Here is an 18,560-nt window from a genome sequence, read left to right on the forward strand (position 1 = left end):
CGAATAATCCAGCGCCTTTAGGCGCTTTAAACTGATAGCGTCACGTAAAAGATTCGCAAAGATCCAGCAGGCGGTTGGCATAGCCCCACTCATTGTCATACCAGGCAAAAACTTTGGCTTGCCGCCCGACAGTCATGGTTTGACTTAAATCGACAATTAAAGAATACGGCGAATGGTTAAAATCGCTGGAGACCAGCGGTTCATCTGTCACCGACATAATTGCAGCGTAATCATGCTCAGCAGATTTCACCAAAACCTCATTCAAGCGATGCTGAGTGATGGGCGACTGTGCGATAAACGTCAGATCAATTGCCGCCACATTAATGGTAGGCACTCGAATAGAAAAACCGTCGATGCGGTCTTCCATTTTTGGCATTACACGTTTTAAAGCGCCTAAAGCAGAAGATGTAGTTGGAATGATGTTTTGCCCTGACGCACGCGCGCGGCGCAGATCCCGGTGCGCATGATCTAAAACCGACTGATCCGCGGTGACCGCATGAATTTCAGTCATCAGCGCAGACTCTATGCCAAAAGCATCATCAATAATTTTCACCAAAGGCACTAAGGCTTGAGTCGTACAGGACACACTGGAAATAATCTGATCGTGCGCTTTGACATCATGATGATTCACGCCGTACACAATAGCGGCATCCACACTGTCAAAAGGCGCCGCACCAATGATCACGCGTTTCGCCCCAGCATGAATATGCTGAGTGGCCGCTTCTCGCGAACGGAATAATCCTGTGCACTCTAAAACTACATCAACATTCAAGGCTTGCCATGGCAGTAAAACCGGCTCTGCGCTGCGCAATACCTGAACCCGCAGCGCAGCCTCGCCGGCCCGTATGCTTAGAAATTGCTTGCCATTTTCGGTTTCTATTTGCACTTCGCCCTGAAACCGGCCATGGGTTGAATCGTATTTGAATAGGTGCAATAAAGTTTCGATGTCCGCAACATCGTTAATGGCAATAATTTCGAAATGAAATTGTTTAGGATTTTCAAACCAAGCTCTGAGAACATTGCGCCCAATTCGCCCAAATCCGTTAATTGCCACACGTTGCATCATTATTCCTTACAATTGAAACAAGGGTTTTCACGCTTATGTTATCGGATTTCTTAGCTTTTACGGAGAATATTTGTCAAAATTAGCGAGAAATATTTACATTAAAAATAAATGCCATATATCCAATACTTTGTGAAAAATAAAATGAATCCATTTAAGCAAATTTCGAAATTATGTTTATGTCTTTTCGCCTTCTATAGTGCTGAACTATTAGCCACACCGCTTTATTCCTCTTGTGCGCCAGAACAGACAGCTAAACTGATTCAAGAGCTAAAACTACTTACAAGCAAGACATTGAAATCTGATGAACTGCAAGAGCGTTCAGATTGTATTTATTTCGATGCCAACACCTTGCTTATTGCAACTGCTAACCTCACCCCAAATAAAGAAAATATTTATCAAATTCAGCTTTACCTGCTTAATCCAAATCACAAAAAAATCTTGTTCAAATATATACATCCACAAATGATTTCTGAGGGAAATGGCAGATTTTCATCGATTAAATTTGATCGTGTTCCCTACTCTAGTTTACCAAATGAAAATGTGGTTGGACTCAATACCCATCATTTGAACAATGGCTACTTTAGCTATGACTTGGATAAATTCAATTTATTTCGCGTTCAATCCAATCCAAATTCTCAAAAATACAATATTCAATGGGTGCTTAGAGATATCCAGACCAATATCCAAACCAATTGGCGTCCTGCATATGGCTGTGAAAATGGAACAAATGACGATATTAAAAGTATTTTCATTCTCCAAAATAGTCAAAGCCATCAACTGCAAGATATTCTTTTAAAACAAATTAAGAAATCAGAAGATACTGATGAAAAATGTAAAGCGATGCACTCCAAGAAAGCTGAACAACAACTTTTAAAATTTAATGGGGAATATTATCAAATCAATAAAAAGCAACTGTTAACATCGGAAGATATCAGAGATGAATAAATCAAATTTATGAAAAAAATCTATTTAAAGTCTTCCCCTTGGGTCTCCCTTTATTTTCTTAAAACGCTAGCGCCGCTCCCATACCTGAGCCTAAATGCAAATCAAAAACTGCCCGCCATTAGTAACTCTATACAGTTAAAAGAAGACGTTTCGGATTATTATTTAAAATTGTTTTCCATTGATGTTCATCTTTATAAAATTATGAAAAGCTATAAAGAATCGTTCAGCACAGCTTCCGAAGCCTCACACTTTGAAATATCCGGTTTGATATCACCCCTTTTCACTTTCACATCAACGAAAACTGGCAGGTCTTCGATATCAACATGGACATTATCCAAAAGACATGTGATACATTTAAACCCACATATCACAAATGGCTTACAAGATATAATATTAACGGAATACAAACCTCGACTGATTTTTGATGATCTAAATCAGGACAACATTAAACCTAAAGCAAAAATTTCAAAAGAGACACACGCCTTCAAGGCTAATACTCAACAATATCAAGTTGATGCAAAAAAGCTTTTCATGCTACATGAATAAAATACCGAGCTGAAAAATAAAATAACAATGACCATGCATACTCAAATTTAAGGGGCAAAATTACATTTTCCATAAATCACAATTTTTGCAGTTTGATGGCTTTTGAATCTTTTAGATTAACCAGTGCAACGAATTATAAAAAATAATAATTCACCTTAAAATCATTGGTGCATACAGCATTTTCCGTTATAATTTGTCGTTTTAAAATTTTAAGCCAGCATATCAAGTCAGCTTGAATCAATAAGTAAGACTCGCTTGTTATGCTATCCGCCAAATACAAAATTGAGGAGTGACTTGGTTGTGAGTACTCGTTTTATGACAACTGCTGAAATACGTGAAGCATTTTTGCGCTACTTTGAATCGCAAGGACATACACGTGTCGCGTCAAGTTCACTTGTACCTGCCAATGACCCTACTCTGCTATTCACTAACGCAGGGATGAACCAATTCAAAGACTGTTTCCTCGGTCTTGAAAAACGTGACTATGTCCGTGCAACAACATCACAAAAATGTGTACGTGCAGGCGGCAAACACAACGACTTAGACAACGTCGGTTATACCGCACGTCACCATACATTCTTTGAAATGCTGGGCAACTTCTCATTTGGCGATTATTTCAAACATGATGCCATCCGTTTTGCTTGGGACTTTTTAACAGGCGAAGAATGGTTAGCGCTGCCTAAAGATAAATTGTATGCCACTGTTTATCACACCGATGACGAAGCATTTGATATCTGGAACAAAGAAATTGGTCTAGATGCAAGCCGCATTATCCGCATTGGCGACAACAAAGGCGGCCAATACGCATCAGACAACTTCTGGGCAATGGGCGATACAGGCCCTTGCGGTCCATGTTCTGAAATCTTCTTTGACCATGGCGACCACATTTGGGGCGGCTTACCGGGCACGCCTGAAGAAGACGGCGACCGTTTCATTGAAATCTGGAACAACGTATTCATGCAGTTCAACCGCACTGCAGATGGCGTGTTGCATAATCTTCCTGCACCTTCTGTCGATACAGGCATGGGCTTGGAACGTATTTCTGCAGTTTTGCAGCACGTCAACTCGAACTACGAAATTGATTTATTCCAGCACTTGCTCAAATCAGCGGCTGAAATTATCGGTGTAGATACGGCTGAAGCTGAAGCAGCGGCCAAAGAATCAGGCAAACCTGTTGAATACCCAGCTTCACTGAAAGTGGTTGCGGATCATGCGCGTTCTTGCTGCTTCCTGATTGCAGATGGCGTGAACCCTTCTAATGAAGGCCGTGGCTATGTATTGCGCCGAATTATCCGCCGCGCAGTGCGTCACGGCAACAAACTTGGCGCAACAGGTGCATTCTTCTACAAAATGCTGCAGCCGCTGATTGACGTAATGGGTCAGGCTTATCCTGAACTTGAAGCGCAAAAAGCTCGTATCGAAGCGCAATTGCTGAAAGAAGAAGAACAGTTTGCAAAAACACTTGAGCAAGGCTTGAAATTGCTTGAAGGCGAATTGGCAAATCTTAAAGGTTCTGTCATTCCAGGTGAAGTCGTATTTAAACTTTACGACACGTATGGCTTCCCTGCTGACTTAACGGCTGATATTGCACGTGAACGTGATTTAACCATCGACGAAGCTGGCTTTGACGTTGAAATGGCAGCACAGCGTCAACGTGCTCGTGATGCCGGCAAGTTTGCAATTGATTACAACTCAATTGTAAAAGTTGAAGGCGAAACTCAATTTGATGGCTATGATGCAACGCAAGGTCAAGGTCAAATCATTGCAATCTATAAAGATGGCGAGCCAGTTGATGAAGTCGTTGAAGGCGATGAAGCGTTCATCGTATTGAACCAGACCCCTTTCTATGCGGAAAGCGGCGGTCAAATCGGCGATACAGGAATCTTCAAAAACGATACCGGTATTTTCGAAGTTCAAGATACCAAAAAATCTGGGGGCGCATTTGTCCACCAAGGTATCGTGACCATGGGCAGCTTAAAAGCCGCTCAAAATGTTGAAGCGATTGTCAAAGCTGATCTTCGTGACGCAACTGCACGCAACCACTCTGCAACGCATTTACTGCACGCTGCTTTACGTCAAGTTCTTGGCGAGCATGTGCAGCAAAAAGGTTCATTGGTTGCCTCAGAAGTTTTACGTTTCGACTTTGCCAATGACCAGCCTGTTTCATTTGAGCAATTGCAAGAAATTGAACGTATTGTCAATGCTGAAGTGATTGCCAATACTGCTGTTTCGACTGAACTTTTAAACATTGAAGCGGCCAAAGAGAAAGGCGCAATGATGTTGTTCGGCGAAAAGTATGGCGATGAAGTCCGTGTGCTTGCGATGGGTACGACAAAGGATGAGAAAAACTTCTCAATCGAACTTTGTGGTGGTATCCATGTGAAACGTACGGGTGATATTGGTTTATTCAAAATCACTTCTGAAGGCGGTGTGGCTGCCGGCGTCCGCCGTATCGAAGCGGTAACAGGCACGAAAGCGCTAGAAGCGGTTCAAAAAGTTGATGCGGATATCGTCCACATCAATGATTTGCTCAAAGCTCAAAAAGACCAAACTGTTGAGAAAGTTGAAGCTACTGTTGAAACAGCACATCAATTGCAAAAGCAAATTGAGCAGTTGAATCAAAAACTGGCGAACTTCCAAGCGTCTGAACTGATGAATCAAGTTCAGGAAATTGCTGGCCGCCAAACACTGATTGCCGCAGTTCAAGGACAAGATGCGAAATCACTTCGCCATCTGCATGACAGTGTTAAATCTAAATTAGACCATGCTGTGATTGTACTGGCAGGTGCTGAGGGCGACAAAGTCAGCCTGATCGCTTCTGTTGCGAAAGACTTCACTTCAGCAGTAAAAGCGGGCGACATTATCAAGCATTTAGCCACTGAGTTGGGCGGCAAAGGCGGCGGTAAACCTGATCTCGCTCAAGGCGGCGCGCCACTCAATGAGAAGTTTGAATCCGTTATGGCCGATTTAACCGCTTGGCTTGCACAGAAATAAGCCGCAAGTATTTCAGGTACAAGCTGGCCATGCTGTTGGCTTTTACCTTCCCCAGTTCAGCTTATAAGATGCCGTGTTAAGCCACGCGGTTTGGAACAGCATCGCTTAAGCGGATAAAGCAAGCGTCAGACGCTGCAAATGATATTTATGCTGAAATCACACAATGACAGCCGCTGAATAATCAAGATGGAACCTGATGACTGTTTTGTGCAGTATCAGGCGTAAAGTATCCCGATAAATTGCAATTGCAGATTGCAATTTAGGAGCTGCGTGGTATTTTGGGGCTGCTCACTGCAGTGAGCTCCAAATATGTGTAAGTGCTTTAAGTCTTTAGACTTATTTACTTGGTAAGGATAGTTATGGCATTAATCGTTCAAAAATATGGCGGTACCTCTATGGGTACTCCCGAGCGCATTTTAAATGTAGCTCGTCGTGTAAAGCGCTGGCATGATCATGGTCACAAAGTGGTTGTGGTAGTTTCAGCAATGAGTGGAGAAACCAACCGCTTATTGGCTTTAGCGAAAGCCATTACCGAAACCCCTGATCCTCGTGAACTAGACCAAATGGTGTCTACGGGTGAACAGGTAACGATTTCAATGTTAGCAATGGCGCTCAATTCGATTGGTGTTGAAGCTAAGTCACTTACAGGCCGCCAAGTTGGGATTAAAACCGACAGCGCATTTACCAAAGCACGTATTGAATCGATTGATACCGATGTAATGTCGGGGCATTTAGATGCAGGCCGTGTGATCGTGGTTGCTGGTTTCCAAGGTTTTGATGCTGAAGGAAACATCACAACTTTAGGCCGTGGCGGTTCTGATACTTCAGGTGTTGCGCTTGCAGCAGCGCTGAAAGCAGATGAATGCCAAATTTACACAGATGTAGACGGTGTATATACCACTGACCCGCGTGTTGCGCCTAAAGCGAAAAAAGTGGATCGCATTTCTTTTGAAGAAATGCTGGAAATGGCATCTCTTGGTTCTAAAGTTCTTCAAATTCGTTCAGTTGAATTTGCAGGCAAATACCAAGTGCCTTTACGCGTATTATCAAGTTTTGATAATGACAATGATGGCGCATTCGACGAAAACTTTAAACAAAACGTCGGAACACTAATCACCACTGAAGCGGAAGATAATATGGAACAGCCAATTATTTCAGGTATCGCGTTTAACCGTGACGAAGCAAAATTAACCATTTTAGGTGTGCCTGATGTTCCTGGTATTGCCTCTAAAATCTTATCACCTATCGGCGCTGCAAACATTGAAGTGGATATGATTATCCAAAATGTTGAAGAAGATGGTACGACTGATTTCACCTTTACAGTGAACCGTGGTGACTTTAAAAAAGCCAAAGCAATTTTAGAAGCGACTGCTCAAGCAATTGGCGCGCGTGAAGTTGCAGCACGTGACGACATTGTAAAAGTATCTATCGTAGGCGTAGGCATGCGCTCTCATGCAGGCGTTGCAAGTAAAATGTTTACTGCTCTTGCTGACGAAGGCATCAACATTTTAATGATCTCAACATCTGAAATTAAAATTTCAGTCATCATTGAAGAAAATTACCTGGAACTTGCAGTGCGCGCATTGCACACAGCATTTGGTCTTGACCGTGAACACGGCGAATCAAGTGCACGTGCGTAATAAATGTATCAACAATTGTCATTGTTAGACAGTATTTGAAAAACATTACAAATAAACTAGAGCCACTATAGTTTTTCTTATAGTGGCTCTGTTATATTAAGCCTGAGGATTTTTAGAAACTTTATTAGAATTAAATCTGTAACAACGATGGTTACTGTTATCTGGTGAATTTTCTTTGCTTTTTCAGGTTGTGTTTTTACATTCTAGATCAATTGCAGGTTTAGCGTTTTGCAAGGAGATAAACATGCTGATTCTGACTCGACGTGTCGGAGAAACATTGATGATTGGGGACCAGGTCAGCGTGACTGTGCTTGGGGTTAAAGGCAATCAAGTGCGTATTGGCGTAAATGCTCCAAAAGAAGTATCCGTTCATCGTGAAGAAATTTACCAACGTATTCAACATGAACGAGCTATGCACGAGCATCTTCAACATCTCGATCAAGATTATCAGCCTTCTTTTGAAGATGATAATTTTTCACAGAACAACTTCAATCGCTAATATTGACGTTGTTCTGTGAAAATAAAGCGGCTACCTAGCCGCTTTAAACTTTTTAAGCATCTCAATTTTTACTTTTCTGCTTTTATTTCCCGCCCTGCTCAACAATCACTTTGCGCACCGGTCCAAAACTTCGGCGATGCTCATCAATCACACCATATTGCGCAATTGCTTCAAAATGAGCTTTGGTCGGATACCCTTTATGCTTAGCAAAACCATATTGCGGATATTTTGCATCCAGTTCCACCATTTCACGGTCACGGGTCACTTTTGCCAAAATACTGGCTGCTGAAATCTCAGGATGCAGCGCATCACCGCCCACCACCGCATCACAGCTCATGCTTAAGCCTTGGGGCACTTTATTGCCATCCACCAGCAAATGTTCCGGCTGAACTGAAAGCTTCTCTACAGCACGGCGCATCGCCAGCAGTGATGCCTGCAAAATATTGTATTCATCAATTTCAGCAGCAGAACATTCCGCAATTGCCCAAGCTAAAGCCTTTTCCTGAATTTCAATAAATAACTTTTCCCGTTTTTTTTCACTGAGCTTTTTTGAATCGTTCAGTCCTTCAATCGGATTATTCGGATCCAATATCACAGCAGCAGCGACCACCGAACCCACCAAAGGTCCGCGTCCCGCTTCATCAGCACCTGCAATTTTCATCATTACTACCTTTTTAATATCATAAAAATAGGCTGAACCGGTCAGCCTATTTTCAAACTGCTATTTCATTTCAGCCATATTGAAAACAGCATTCGAATAGCGGCAAATCACTCATGCTTAGCTAACAGCTTCCTGCACACATGCATTAATTGTTTTAGACACAACATTGCTGACGATTGTAGCACGCGCATTCGGATCAAGCGCAGCCGTTGCCAAATCAACAGCCGTGACGCTTTGCGGCGCTTTTTCACTGACACAGCCGCAAATCTCGGATTGAATATTTTGCTTTTGTGTTGAAGTCATTACTTTAGTGGCGGTTTGCCATGCTGGAAGCGTATTTAATTCAGTTGTGCATTTTGCGTTAATCGCAATTTTGATCGCAGCCATTCCCAGCTGCTGTGTCGCAGTCTGTGCGCCAGTTGAAGTCGTCGATGTGCCGGTTGCTGTACAAGCCGAAAGAACGATTGCGAGTGGCGCCATAACAGCAAGAAGTTTTTTCACTGCGTTTCCTTATCATGTTTATAAAATTCAGCAGCGCTATTTTGCCCAAAGTTGAAATTTTAAGAAATAGCTGCAATACAAATACACGGCAGATGTATATTAATAAAACATTATTGAGCGTTGCAGATTTTCAACGCTATGTTCTTAAATTTCACTTTCTTCCCGCTCAGATATAAAATAGGATCTATCAACCTCAAATAGCTTGATGCCAAAATGAAAAATACAACTGGATACTACACGCGCACAGCACAGCTGCTGCATTGGCTTATGGCAATTATTTTTATCGCCGCATGGCTCATTGGATTTTACAGCGGCAATTTTTTAAGCTATGAAACAGATGGCAGCTTTAAAGGGGAAGTGATTACCCTGCATAAAAATATTGCAACTACCATCATCTTTTTAGTAGTCATCCGGATTTTCTGGCGCTACACTCACCCCGCGCCGGAGCTGCCTGCAAGCATGTTGCCGCTGATGAAAAAATTGGCACATTTGGGCCATTTAGCGCTTTATTTAGTTTTACTTGCACTACCGATTACCGGCTGTCTGTTCAGCTGGAGCGCAGGCCATCCCGCCCCTGTACTGTATTTATTTGATATTCCGCGCTTAGTGCAGGAAGATCCGGATATCCTCGCGATTGTTAAACCGCTGCATATTTATATCTCATGGGCTGCTGGCCTGCTGCTTGCGGGTCACATACTGGCGGCTTTAAAGCATCACTTTATTGATAAAGACAACGTCTTAAGAAGCATGATCCACCAAGGCAAATAAACCGCAATTTCACCCTAACACCCATTAAAAGCGCCTTAAGGCGCTTTTACTTTTTCTGCTGTATGACACAGTTTTTTACCGTATTCAGCACAGCTGTTTTAATCAGCTGATTTTTAGCCTCAGCGCTTACTGCGGCATGCGCCAATTCTGACGCCGGCACATCATTCAGCGCATTGGCACTGACACAGCTGCAGACATCCTGCTCAAATTGCCACTTATTGCCTGCTGTCATTAAAAACGTAGAAGCTTTCCATAAGTTAGAATCTTTCAATTCTAAAGCGCATTGATGTTCAATCACGGGATTCAGCATTTTCTGCATTGCAGACTGGCCGGCTTCTGCACTGCAAAAATAGAGCATGCTGCAGAAAAATACAGATGCTTTGGCACATACATTCATTTTTGATGTCGATTCAATTTTCTTGATTTAAAAAAAGGGCAGCTGATGCTGCCCTCTATTCGCTCAGCGCTTAGTGCAAGTTTTCAATCTGCAGCTTCCATTTCTGCTTTTCTTCAGCAGAAATAAATGAAGCTTCAAATGAATTAATTGCCAGCTGCTTCAGCTCCTCATTGCTTAAATCCAATGCTTGAGCAATCGCTATGAAATTGTCATTCATATAGCCGCCAAAGTACGATGGGTCATCAGAATTGACCGTGACATGCACGCCCTGCTGCAGCAAGCGGCGGATGTTATGCTCTGCCATATCGTTGACCACACACAGCTTTAAGTTGCTGAGCGGACAGACTGTTAACGGCATTTTTTCAGCAATCAGGCGCTGCATCAGTTTCGGATCTTCTTCCGAACGCACACCGTGATCAATGCGGTTTACTTTCAGCAAATCCAGCGCTTCCCAGACATATTCCGCTGGCCCTTCTTCGCCCGCATGCGCAACAATCAGAAAGCCCTGCTCACGCGCTTTGGCAAAGACACGTTCAAATTTTGCCGGCGGATGCCCCATTTCACTGGAATCCAAGCCTACGCCAATAATTTGATCTTTAAACGGCAGCGCCTGCTCCAGCGTTTCAAAAGCAGCCTCTTCACTTAAATGGCGCAGGAAGCACATGATTAAATGCGATGTAATGCCCAATTTCGCTTTTGCGTCATCACAGGCGCGCTGCAGGCCATTGATCACTGTTTCAAATGCGATACCGCGGTCGGTATGTGTTTGCGGATCAAAGAACATTTCTGTATGAACCACATTGTCTTCTGCGCATTTTTCAAAATACGCCCAAGCCAAATCGTAAAAATCCTGCTCATGAATGAGCACATTCGCGCCTGCATAATAAATGTCTAAAAAAGACTGTAAATTATGAAAGTTATACGCTTGCTTTACTTCTTCTACAGATTGATAAGGGATTGCAATTTGGTTGCGCTGCGCAATTTCAAACATTAACTCGGGTTCAAAAGTCCCTTCAATATGCACATGCAGCTCTGCTTTAGGCAAAGCGCGAATCAGCTCAAGTTGATCCATCTCTTATCCTCATAAAAATAAAAAAGGGTGTAAACTGAGTTTACACCCTTTGACTTGCCTGGCGAATTAACCGCCAAACATCGCAAATTTCAATGCCCAAAGCGCAGCAATAATCCATACCATATACGGTACAGTTTTCGCTTTGCCAGTAAACAATTTAATTAATGCATAGCTGATGAAACCCATTGCAATGCCGTCTGCAATTGAATAGGTAAACGGCATAAAGACAATGGTTAAGAATGCTGGAACTGCTTCCGTAATTTCATCCCATTCAATATGCACAATCCCCTGAATCATCAGTACGCCAACAAACAGAAGCGCTGGCGCTGTGGCAAAGCCAGGCACCGATTGCGCTAATGGCGCTAAAAATAAGCACAGGACAAACAGGATAGCGACAACGACAGCAGTCAATCCTGTACGGCCGCCTGCAGCAACACCGGCAGAAGATTCAATATATGGCGTCGTAGATGATGTGCCTAATGCAGCGCCGGCAACAATCGCTGTCGAATCAGCGAATAAGGCTTTTTTCAAACGCGGCAGTTTGCCATCTTTCAACAGGCCTGCACGGTGTGATACACCAACCAATGTCCCTGTTGAGTCAAATAAATCGACCAAAAAGAATACAAAGATGACGCCAATCAGACTCGCTTCAAACAAGCCTGAAAAATCCATTTGCATGAACGTTGGCGCAATTGAAGGAATTTCACCGACTACGCCTTGGAACTGGTTATAGCCTAAAGCAGTAGAAATCGCTGTAATCACCAAAATACTGATGATAATTGAACCGCGGACTTTAAACTGATGCATGATCACAATTAACAAAAAGCCCAGCAGCGCTAACATTGCAGGAGGCTGACCCAGGTCGCCCAAGCCCACCAAAGTTGCATCATTTTTGACAATAATGCCTGCATTTTTCAATGCAACCAGCGCAAGGAACAAGCCAATACCGCCGCCAATCGCCAGTTTCAGCGACATTGGAATTGCATTGACAATTGCTTCTCGGATTTTGAACATGCTGATGGCAATAAAAATTAAGCCTGACACAAAGACTGCTGCCAAAGCCGTTTGCCAAGGCACACCCATGCCTAAACACACTGAATAAGTAAAGTAGGCATTCAAGCCCATACCCGGCGCAAGCGCAATAGGATAGTTTGCAACCAGCCCCATTACCAAACAGCCGATGGCTGCTGCAAGACAAGTTGCAACAAAGACAGCGCCATGATCCATGCCTGTTTCAGACAAAATCATTGGATTCACAATAATGATGTAACACATCGTAAGGAATGTCGTTACACCTGCTAATACCTCTGTTCTAAAGCTGGTTTTGTTTTCACTCAGCTTGAACAGGCGTTCAAGTATATTTTCTGAAGATGGATTAGGAGTCGTCATGACCTAGCCCCTATTGAGTAAACTTTATGCCCTAAGCACTCCACAAAATTAATCACAATTGAAATATCATTAATTTTGTGGATGTTCTAGCAATCTGTATGCCAGCATTTTCATACTGCAAGAAAAAAATATTTATGCAATCAACCAATTAAGCGATATATTGCAAACAGCTAAACGGTCATCAACAAAAAAGCTGCATAGTCTTATGCAGCTTCATTTACCTGAATTAAATCAGAAGCTTAAAAAGCAATAAACCGATCTAATTTTACATGCCGCAAATTATAACACATTGATTTTTATTGTTTCTAAATTTTATTGCGCTGATAAATTTATTATATTTAAGATATTGGTTTTATTTAAAAGAAATTCGATTTTCTAAAAAAGTTAAGCTTTTTATCCTGCCGGCTATTTTTCTGCAGTTTGAGCAGGATTAAGCGCAAAAGAGCTGTCCATCTCTTCCACGTTTTGGGTCTGATTGACTTCATTCATCAGCTCATTCAGTTCCTGCTGCCTCTTGACCTCTGTATCTTTATAGACCACAAATCCCAAGATGCACACGAGCATAATAAAAAATGGAATGATAAGACTTTTCATAACTGGCTTTTATTGTTTACTTAACTTTTTATTATAATAACAAAACTAAAACACAAAGTGTGATTCAAATCACGTTTCATTTGATTAATTTACTATTTTTATCTTATTTATCAGAAAATTTATAATTTATTTTAAAAATAAACTTACTTATAGTTACTGGCTAAATAAAAAATAGCCACCTGCTTCAGGCAATATTCTATTTTTAATACAGCCGAAGTGAAGTACATACATTTCCTTTTTGCTGAGCATGCGGCACACCATTCAGCAATACGTATTCCCGGTAAAATGTATTGCTGAAAATATGATTCAGGACTATTCATAATTTGCCTGGCGCTTTATCGCATGAGCCAATAAAGCGCCATTCAGGCAAAATTAAATTAAGGCTTTAAGCGGCCTGCTCATCACGCTTAAACACCAATTCGCTTTGGGATGAGCTATCTGCATCAAAATAGTACCCTCCCGTATTAAATGACTTTAAGTCTTCAGCCCGTTCAATTTTATGTTCAAGCATATAGCGCGCCATTAAACCGCGGGCTTTTTTGGCATAAAAACTGATGACTTTATATTTGCCATTTTTCTGATCCAAGAACACAGGCTTAATAATCTGAGCTTGAATCCCGCTTTCCTTGACCGACTTGTAATACTCATCTGAAGCGATGTTTAGCAGAAGCTCAGAGCCGGCTTCCGCCAAGTCCTTATTAATCATTTTCGTGATGTGGTCGCCCCAAAATTCATAAAGATTATGGCCGCGCGGGTTTTGCAGTTTCGTTCCCATTTCCAAACGGTACGGCATCATTAAATCTAAGGGGCGCAATAGTCCATATAAGCCCGAAAGCATGCGCAAATGCTTTTGCGCATAATCGATTTGCTGATCATTCAGGCTATATGCATCTAGACCCGTATACACATCGCCTTTGAATGCAAACAGCGCCTGCCGCGCATTAGAAAAATTCAGGTCGGACTGCCAATCCCGAAAGCGCGCTGCGTTTAAAGTCGCGATTTTCTCACTCACACTCATCAAATTGGCGATATCTGAAGCGGAAAGCTTACGACTTACGTCGATAAGCGCTTGTGAATGATCCAGCAATCTTGGTAATGTGTTTAGATCTGTAGGCAATGCAGTTTCATAATCCAAGGTTTTGGCAGGAGAAATTAAAGCGAGCATAAATAACTTGATTAAAATTTAAGTAAACAAACTATAACAGTAGACTTATTTTATTTCCAATCTGTGTTTTTACTGAGCATTATCGGTAGAATAGTATATTCTCCCGCCATTTAATCTCTCCTTATGTCTGAACAGATTTTCCTTCAAGGCACAGCCGGCCAAATTGAAGTTTTTGTAGATTATCCACAGGGTGAAGTGAAAGGATTCGCGGTAGTTACCCACCCCCACCCGCTGCAAGGCGGCACGCCGCAGCACAAAGTCCCTGTACTTTTAGCGCAAATGTTTTTAGAACGCGGCTGTATTGTATACCGCCCTAGTTTTCGCGGTTCTGGTCAAAGTGCCGGTATACATGACGACGGCAACGGTGAAACCCAAGACACCATGGATGTCATTCAATACGCGCGCAGCCAACATGCCGATTTGCCGTTTTATGCAGGCGGCTTCAGTTTTGGCGCAAATGTAATGACCAAATGCTATGCCCTGCTTCCTGTTGACTTACAGCCCGTGCAAACGATTTTATGCGGTTTACCGACCACAACAGTCGCAGGTGTCCGCCACTATGTAACACCGCATATTAAAGGTGACATTTTATTTATTCATGGCGAAGCCGATGATGTAACTCTGCTGTCCGACTTAATTCAATGGGCTAAACCGCAGCGCCATTTAATTACAGTTTTACCTGGCGCAAATCACTTCTTTACAGGCTATTTAAAGCAACTGCGCATTGCAATTAGCCGTTTTTTAATTGTAAGTTGATTTTTTCAATCTATTGAATAAAAAAAGCCATGAAGATTATGGCTTTTTTTATTCATAGCATTTTATATTTCAGCCGAATTCACGCATCACCAGCAGGTTTTCAGACAAAATAGAATACTGGGAAAATCCGTCCCCAATTGCTAAAAATTAAGCATTATTGCAATTCATATAATAAACTAATAAAAATACAATCAACTACTTAGCCAATATTGGCTTTTAGACTTTATATGGAACTTCTTTCATACTTACAGGGATACTATGAAAACATTCATTGGGATAATGAGTCTTGCTTTGCTATGTTCTTCTGCAATGGCGCAAAATATTACAGGAACATGGCGTTACATGGATGATAAAACAGGCGAAGCTAAAGGGCTGGTAAAAATAGAACAGCAAGCCGATGGAACTTATGCCGGCACTGCTCTAAAAGCCACTCCACGCGCGGGCTATATACCGAAAGAGTTCTGTACCAATTGCCCTGCACCCTATACCAATAAGCCAATTATCGGCATGCAAGTCATCACAGGCTTAAAAACATCAGATCAAGTGAATTATACCGATGGGCGAATCATCGACCCTGTTTCAGGAAAAATCTACCGCTTAAAAGGTAAATTAAACTCTAGCGGGAAAAAATTATTTCTGCGCGGCTATATTGGCGTTGCTGCGGTAGGACGCAATCAAACGTGGCTGCGTGTGGAATAAAATGCAACTCAGAAGCACCCATTTATGCATGACAGCTATTGATTAACCGCTTAAAAAAACAGCATGGGAGACTGCGTATTACCGCTATCTGCCATGCAAACTATAAATTTATTTTTCTCTAAACATTCAGAGCAGCAAAATCAGCTTTTCCACTGAAACTGACTAAATGACTCATCTTCTTTCAGCGTATTTTCAACCGCCTGCGCCAATTGATTCAATAAACTCTGCTCTGCAATGCGGTCTAACCAATCCTGATCTTCATCCGGATATGATGTAATTTCACATACCAAATGGCCATCTACATTATGTCCTTGGCACGTTACTGATAATGGCAAAGCATGATTGTCTACACTCACCGCAATTTGATCGCCGCTTTGAGATAAGGTTTGAAAACCATATTGACTCAGTTTAGCCGCCAATAAATCAGCCACTTGTTTTTGCACGACATTATAGTCATCTACTTTTGGCTGATGGGCACAGTTCGCCGCAAATTGTAATTTTCTCATCGTGTTATCCAAAGGCATTTTTGTTGTATGGTTTTAGAATAAGCAATTAAAACAGAACAGCCAAGCTTTTGCTTGGCTGTTGTCTAACAAATGTACAAAATTAGACTAATTATTCACTGACTTGAATCGTTAAGCCCGCCTGATTTGCCAATGCGGTGAATGTTGGGAAGCTTGTCGCCACAGTCTCAGTGCCAACAATTTTGATCTCGCCAGAAGTCCGCAGTCCAGCCATAGAAAAACTCATGGCAATACGGTGATCGTGATGCGACTCAATTTCACCGCCAGTGAATATTGCGCCCCACTCGCCTGCTTTGCCTTTTCCTTCAATGATGATGCCATCATCGGTTGGCGTGCAGTCAATGCCCATAATTTTCAGGCCGTCCGCCATCACTTGAATACGGTCAGATTCTTTTACGCGGAGTTCCGCAGCGCCTGTCAAAATGGTTTGGCCTTCGGCACAGGCCGCAGCGATAAACAATGCAGGAAATTCATCAATGGCCAACGGCACTTGATCTTCCGGCATATGAATGCCTTTCAATGTCCGCGTTCCGCGGATACGGATGTCTGCAATCGGCTCACCGCCTGCAATGCGCTCATTTTCCACAGTCAGGTCAGCGCCCATCTGTTTTAAAATTTCAATGACACCCGTACGCGTTGGGTTAATGCCCACAGCTTCCAGTGTTACATCTGAACCTTCAGTAATGGCAGCGCCCACCATAAAGAAGGCCGCCGATGAAATGTCAGATGGCACTTGAATATCGGTAGCCATTAGCTTGCCGCCGCCTTGCAGTGAAATACGGTTGCCTTCAGTTTTCACCTCATAGCCAAAAGCGCGGAGCATGCGTTCTGAATGATCCCGCGTCGGTTCTGGTTCAGTAACCGCTGTTTCACCTTCAGCCCAAAGCCCTGCCAATAAAATACCTGATTTCACTTGTGCAGACGCCATTGGCAAATCGTATTGAATCCCTTTTAAAGGCTGATTGCCCGTAATTGATACAGGCGGTGTTCCGCGCTCACCCGTAGTCTGAATATGCGCGCCCATTGCACGCAGGGGCTTGGCAATACGCTCCATTGGGCGCTTAGACAGTGATGCATCACCGGTCATGACAGAATCGAATTTCTGTGCAGACAGCATGCCTGCAAGCAAGCGCATCGATGTGCCTGAATTGCCCATATACAGCGCGCTGGCCGGTGCTTTCAAACCATGCATCCCCACACCGTGAATGGTCACTTCGCCATTTTTAGGGCCTTCAATGCTCACCCCCATATCCCGGAAAGCCTGAAGTGTTGCAAGCGCATCTTCGCCTTCCAAAAAGCCAGTCACGTGCGTTGTGCCTTCAGCAATGGCGCCAAACATGATGGAGCGGTGTGACACAGATTTGTCGCCTGGCACGGTAAATTTACCTTGGAAATTTTTCTGGCCCGGTAAAATAGTAAATTGCTGTGTCGTCACTTTGTTTTTCTCCATCAAAGGTTTGTTGGCAAGCATATGGTTAAAATGCTGGCGGGCTGCCTGTGCATGTCCCAATACACCCATGAGTGCTTGAGAATTTTCATCTTCAATCAATTGACGCAAAGTCTTAAGCTGTTTTTCAAAGCCGTCGACCGCATTTAAAATTGCTTTTTTATTGGCAAAAAAAATGTCATGCCACATTTGCGGATCACTGGCTGCAATTCTGGAAAAATCGCGGAAGCCGCCAGCGGCATAACGGAATATATCTAAATTATCTTCACGGTTGGCCAATTGCTCAACCAAATTAAAGGCCATTAAGTGCGGAAGATGGCTGGTATGCGCAAGCACTTCATCATGCTTTTCAACATCCATGCAAATCACTTCCGCCTTGGCGGCTTGCCACAGTTGAATCAGTTTTTCTACCGCCCAGTCTGCACTGCTTGGCAGCGGCGTTAAGATCACTTTATGGTTGGCAAATAAATCGACCTTGCCTGCATGCACGCCTGTATGTTCTGCACCTGCAATCGGATGGCCCGGTACAAACCCAGCCGGCAAATGTTCACCATATACCGCTTTAGCAGCATCAACCACATTGCCTTTGGTGCTGCCGACATCGGTCAAAATCACATTTTCTGACAAATAAGGCTGAATGGCTTCCAGCACCTTTTGCGTCGCACGGACCGGCAATGCCAAAACCACTAAATCTGCACCTTTGACGGCTTCAATCGGGTCACTATAGCCTTCTTGAATTAAACCCAAGGCTTTTGCATCTTCCAGCGTCTGTTTAGACCGGGTCGATGCGACGATTTGTGTTGCCAAATTTTCAGCAATCATCACGCGGGCAAGGCTTGAACCAATCAGCCCAAGCCCGATAAAAGCTACTTTTTCAAACAGTGGTGCAGACATAAC

The 18,560-nt window shown here is 42.9% G+C and carries 18 protein-coding genes; 8 read left to right on the forward strand and 10 right to left on the reverse strand.

Annotation, left to right across the window (positions count from 1 at the left end; all coding sequences use genetic code 11):
- Positions 1-40: 40 nt before the first annotated feature.
- Positions 41-1,063: a type I glyceraldehyde-3-phosphate dehydrogenase gene (locus F941_RS10435; RefSeq protein WP_005010952.1), complete on the reverse strand. Its 1,023-nt coding sequence runs from the start codon at positions 1,061-1,063 to the stop codon at positions 41-43.
- 144 nt (positions 1,064-1,207) lie between these two features.
- Here F941_RS10435 and F941_RS10440 point away from each other — a divergent pair, with 144 nt between their 5' ends.
- The 5 genes from F941_RS10440 to csrA all read left to right on the forward strand — a co-directional run bounded on the left by F941_RS10440 (position 1,208) and on the right by csrA (position 7,690).
- On the forward strand, positions 1,208-2,011 hold the full coding sequence (locus F941_RS10440) for a hypothetical protein (protein WP_228128317.1): 804 nt from the start codon (positions 1,208-1,210) through the stop codon (positions 2,009-2,011).
- Positions 2,012-2,020: 9 nt separating this feature from the next.
- A complete protein-coding gene (locus tag F941_RS10445; RefSeq protein ID WP_005010954.1) occupies positions 2,021-2,557 on the forward strand; it encodes a hypothetical protein in 537 nt (178 codons plus the stop codon).
- A gap of 300 nt (positions 2,558-2,857) precedes the next feature.
- Positions 2,858-5,551: an alanine--tRNA ligase gene (gene alaS / locus F941_RS10450; RefSeq protein WP_171065515.1), complete on the forward strand. Its 2,694-nt coding sequence runs from the start codon at positions 2,858-2,860 to the stop codon at positions 5,549-5,551.
- A 359-nt stretch (positions 5,552-5,910) separates the two neighbouring features.
- The gene (locus F941_RS10455) at positions 5,911-7,191 is read left to right on the forward strand and encodes an aspartate kinase (RefSeq protein ID WP_005010959.1); all 1,281 of its coding nucleotides are present in this window, start codon (positions 5,911-5,913) and stop codon (positions 7,189-7,191) included.
- Positions 7,192-7,435: 244 nt separating this feature from the next.
- Entirely contained in the window at positions 7,436-7,690 is a 255-nt protein-coding gene (gene csrA / locus F941_RS10460; protein ID WP_004989721.1) for a carbon storage regulator CsrA, read from the forward strand.
- 82 nt (positions 7,691-7,772) lie between these two features.
- Here the strand turns inward: csrA and rnhB are convergent, their stop codons facing one another.
- A complete protein-coding gene (rnhB, locus tag F941_RS10465) occupies positions 7,773-8,351 on the reverse strand; it encodes a ribonuclease HII (protein WP_026253352.1) in 579 nt (192 codons plus the stop codon).
- 117 nt (positions 8,352-8,468) lie between these two features.
- Complete coding sequence (locus tag F941_RS10470) at positions 8,469-8,852, reverse strand: hypothetical protein (protein WP_005010963.1); 384 nt, start codon at positions 8,850-8,852, stop codon at positions 8,469-8,471.
- Between the two features lie 213 nt (positions 8,853-9,065).
- On the opposite strand from F941_RS10470, the gene F941_RS10475 reads away from it, so the two are divergent.
- Positions 9,066-9,620: a cytochrome b gene (locus F941_RS10475; RefSeq protein ID WP_005010965.1), complete on the forward strand. Its 555-nt coding sequence runs from the start codon at positions 9,066-9,068 to the stop codon at positions 9,618-9,620.
- Between the two features lie 46 nt (positions 9,621-9,666).
- On the opposite strand, the gene F941_RS10480 is transcribed toward F941_RS10475, so the two are convergent.
- The 5 genes from F941_RS10480 to yaaA form a co-directional block, all read right to left on the reverse strand.
- Positions 9,667-10,017, reverse strand: coding sequence for a hypothetical protein (locus F941_RS10480; RefSeq protein WP_005010966.1), 351 nt, complete (start codon positions 10,015-10,017; stop codon positions 9,667-9,669).
- Between the two features lie 70 nt (positions 10,018-10,087).
- Positions 10,088-11,089 (reverse strand): adenosine deaminase, encoded by a 1,002-nt coding sequence (locus F941_RS10485; protein ID WP_005010968.1) that lies wholly within the window; start codon positions 11,087-11,089, stop codon positions 10,088-10,090.
- Positions 11,090-11,155: 66 nt separating this feature from the next.
- Positions 11,156-12,478 (reverse strand): NCS2 family permease, encoded by a 1,323-nt coding sequence (locus F941_RS10490; RefSeq protein ID WP_005010972.1) that lies wholly within the window; start codon positions 12,476-12,478, stop codon positions 11,156-11,158.
- Between the two features lie 405 nt (positions 12,479-12,883).
- Complete coding sequence (locus F941_RS10495) at positions 12,884-13,072, reverse strand: hypothetical protein (RefSeq protein ID WP_005010974.1); 189 nt, start codon at positions 13,070-13,072, stop codon at positions 12,884-12,886.
- 385 nt (positions 13,073-13,457) lie between these two features.
- Positions 13,458-14,237, reverse strand: coding sequence for a peroxide stress protein YaaA (gene yaaA / locus F941_RS10500; RefSeq protein WP_005010979.1), 780 nt, complete (start codon positions 14,235-14,237; stop codon positions 13,458-13,460).
- 123 nt (positions 14,238-14,360) lie between these two features.
- Between yaaA and F941_RS10505 the strand changes: the two genes are divergently transcribed.
- Together F941_RS10505 and F941_RS10510 are read left to right on the forward strand one after the other, a co-directional pair.
- On the forward strand, positions 14,361-14,993 hold the full coding sequence (locus tag F941_RS10505) for an alpha/beta hydrolase (protein ID WP_005010980.1): 633 nt from the start codon (positions 14,361-14,363) through the stop codon (positions 14,991-14,993).
- Positions 14,994-15,251: 258 nt separating this feature from the next.
- Positions 15,252-15,692, forward strand: coding sequence for a DUF2147 domain-containing protein (locus F941_RS10510; RefSeq protein ID WP_005010982.1), 441 nt, complete (start codon positions 15,252-15,254; stop codon positions 15,690-15,692).
- A gap of 140 nt (positions 15,693-15,832) precedes the next feature.
- On the opposite strand, the gene F941_RS10515 is transcribed toward F941_RS10510, so the two are convergent.
- Together F941_RS10515 and F941_RS10520 are read right to left on the reverse strand one after the other, a co-directional pair.
- Positions 15,833-16,198 (reverse strand): hypothetical protein, encoded by a 366-nt coding sequence (locus F941_RS10515; protein WP_005010983.1) that lies wholly within the window; start codon positions 16,196-16,198, stop codon positions 15,833-15,835.
- Positions 16,199-16,307: 109 nt separating this feature from the next.
- The gene (locus F941_RS10520) at positions 16,308-18,557 is read right to left on the reverse strand and encodes a bifunctional prephenate dehydrogenase/3-phosphoshikimate 1-carboxyvinyltransferase (RefSeq protein WP_005010984.1); all 2,250 of its coding nucleotides are present in this window, start codon (positions 18,555-18,557) and stop codon (positions 16,308-16,310) included.
- Positions 18,558-18,560 lie beyond the last annotated feature (3 nt).

The organism is Acinetobacter bouvetii DSM 14964 = CIP 107468, from assembly GCF_000368865.1.
Classification (GTDB): Bacteria; Pseudomonadota; Gammaproteobacteria; order Pseudomonadales; family Moraxellaceae; genus Acinetobacter; species Acinetobacter bouvetii.

What these genes read in the sequence shown, in the direction of transcription:
- F941_RS10515 (WP_005010983.1), bottom strand. Translation starts at nt 16,198, where the DNA reads ATGAGAAAATTACAATTTGCGGCGAACTGTGCCCATCAGCCAAAAGTA.
- F941_RS10475 (WP_005010965.1), top strand. Translation starts at nt 9,066, where the DNA reads ATGAAAAATACAACTGGATACTACACGCGCACAGCACAGCTGCTGCAT.
- csrA (WP_004989721.1), top strand. Translation starts at nt 7,436, where the DNA reads ATGCTGATTCTGACTCGACGTGTCGGAGAAACATTGATGATTGGGGAC.
- F941_RS10480 (WP_005010966.1), bottom strand. Translation starts at nt 10,017, where the DNA reads ATGAATGTATGTGCCAAAGCATCTGTATTTTTCTGCAGCATGCTCTAT.
- F941_RS10510 (WP_005010982.1), top strand. Translation starts at nt 15,252, where the DNA reads ATGAAAACATTCATTGGGATAATGAGTCTTGCTTTGCTATGTTCTTCT.
- yaaA (WP_005010979.1), bottom strand. Translation starts at nt 14,237, where the DNA reads ATGCTCGCTTTAATTTCTCCTGCCAAAACCTTGGATTATGAAACTGCA.
- F941_RS10495 (WP_005010974.1), bottom strand. Translation starts at nt 13,072, where the DNA reads ATGAAAAGTCTTATCATTCCATTTTTTATTATGCTCGTGTGCATCTTG.
- F941_RS10455 (WP_005010959.1), top strand. Translation starts at nt 5,911, where the DNA reads ATGGCATTAATCGTTCAAAAATATGGCGGTACCTCTATGGGTACTCCC.
- F941_RS10490 (WP_005010972.1), bottom strand. Translation starts at nt 12,478, where the DNA reads ATGACGACTCCTAATCCATCTTCAGAAAATATACTTGAACGCCTGTTC.
- F941_RS10440 (WP_228128317.1), top strand. Translation starts at nt 1,208, where the DNA reads ATGAATCCATTTAAGCAAATTTCGAAATTATGTTTATGTCTTTTCGCC.
- F941_RS10505 (WP_005010980.1), top strand. Translation starts at nt 14,361, where the DNA reads ATGTCTGAACAGATTTTCCTTCAAGGCACAGCCGGCCAAATTGAAGTT.
- F941_RS10520 (WP_005010984.1), bottom strand. Translation starts at nt 18,557, where the DNA reads ATGTCTGCACCACTGTTTGAAAAAGTAGCTTTTATCGGGCTTGGGCTG.
- rnhB (WP_026253352.1), bottom strand. Translation starts at nt 8,351, where the DNA reads ATGAAAATTGCAGGTGCTGATGAAGCGGGACGCGGACCTTTGGTGGGT.
- F941_RS10445 (WP_005010954.1), top strand. Translation starts at nt 2,021, where the DNA reads ATGAAAAAAATCTATTTAAAGTCTTCCCCTTGGGTCTCCCTTTATTTT.
- F941_RS10435 (WP_005010952.1), bottom strand. Translation starts at nt 1,063, where the DNA reads ATGCAACGTGTGGCAATTAACGGATTTGGGCGAATTGGGCGCAATGTT.
- F941_RS10485 (WP_005010968.1), bottom strand. Translation starts at nt 11,089, where the DNA reads ATGGATCAACTTGAGCTGATTCGCGCTTTGCCTAAAGCAGAGCTGCAT.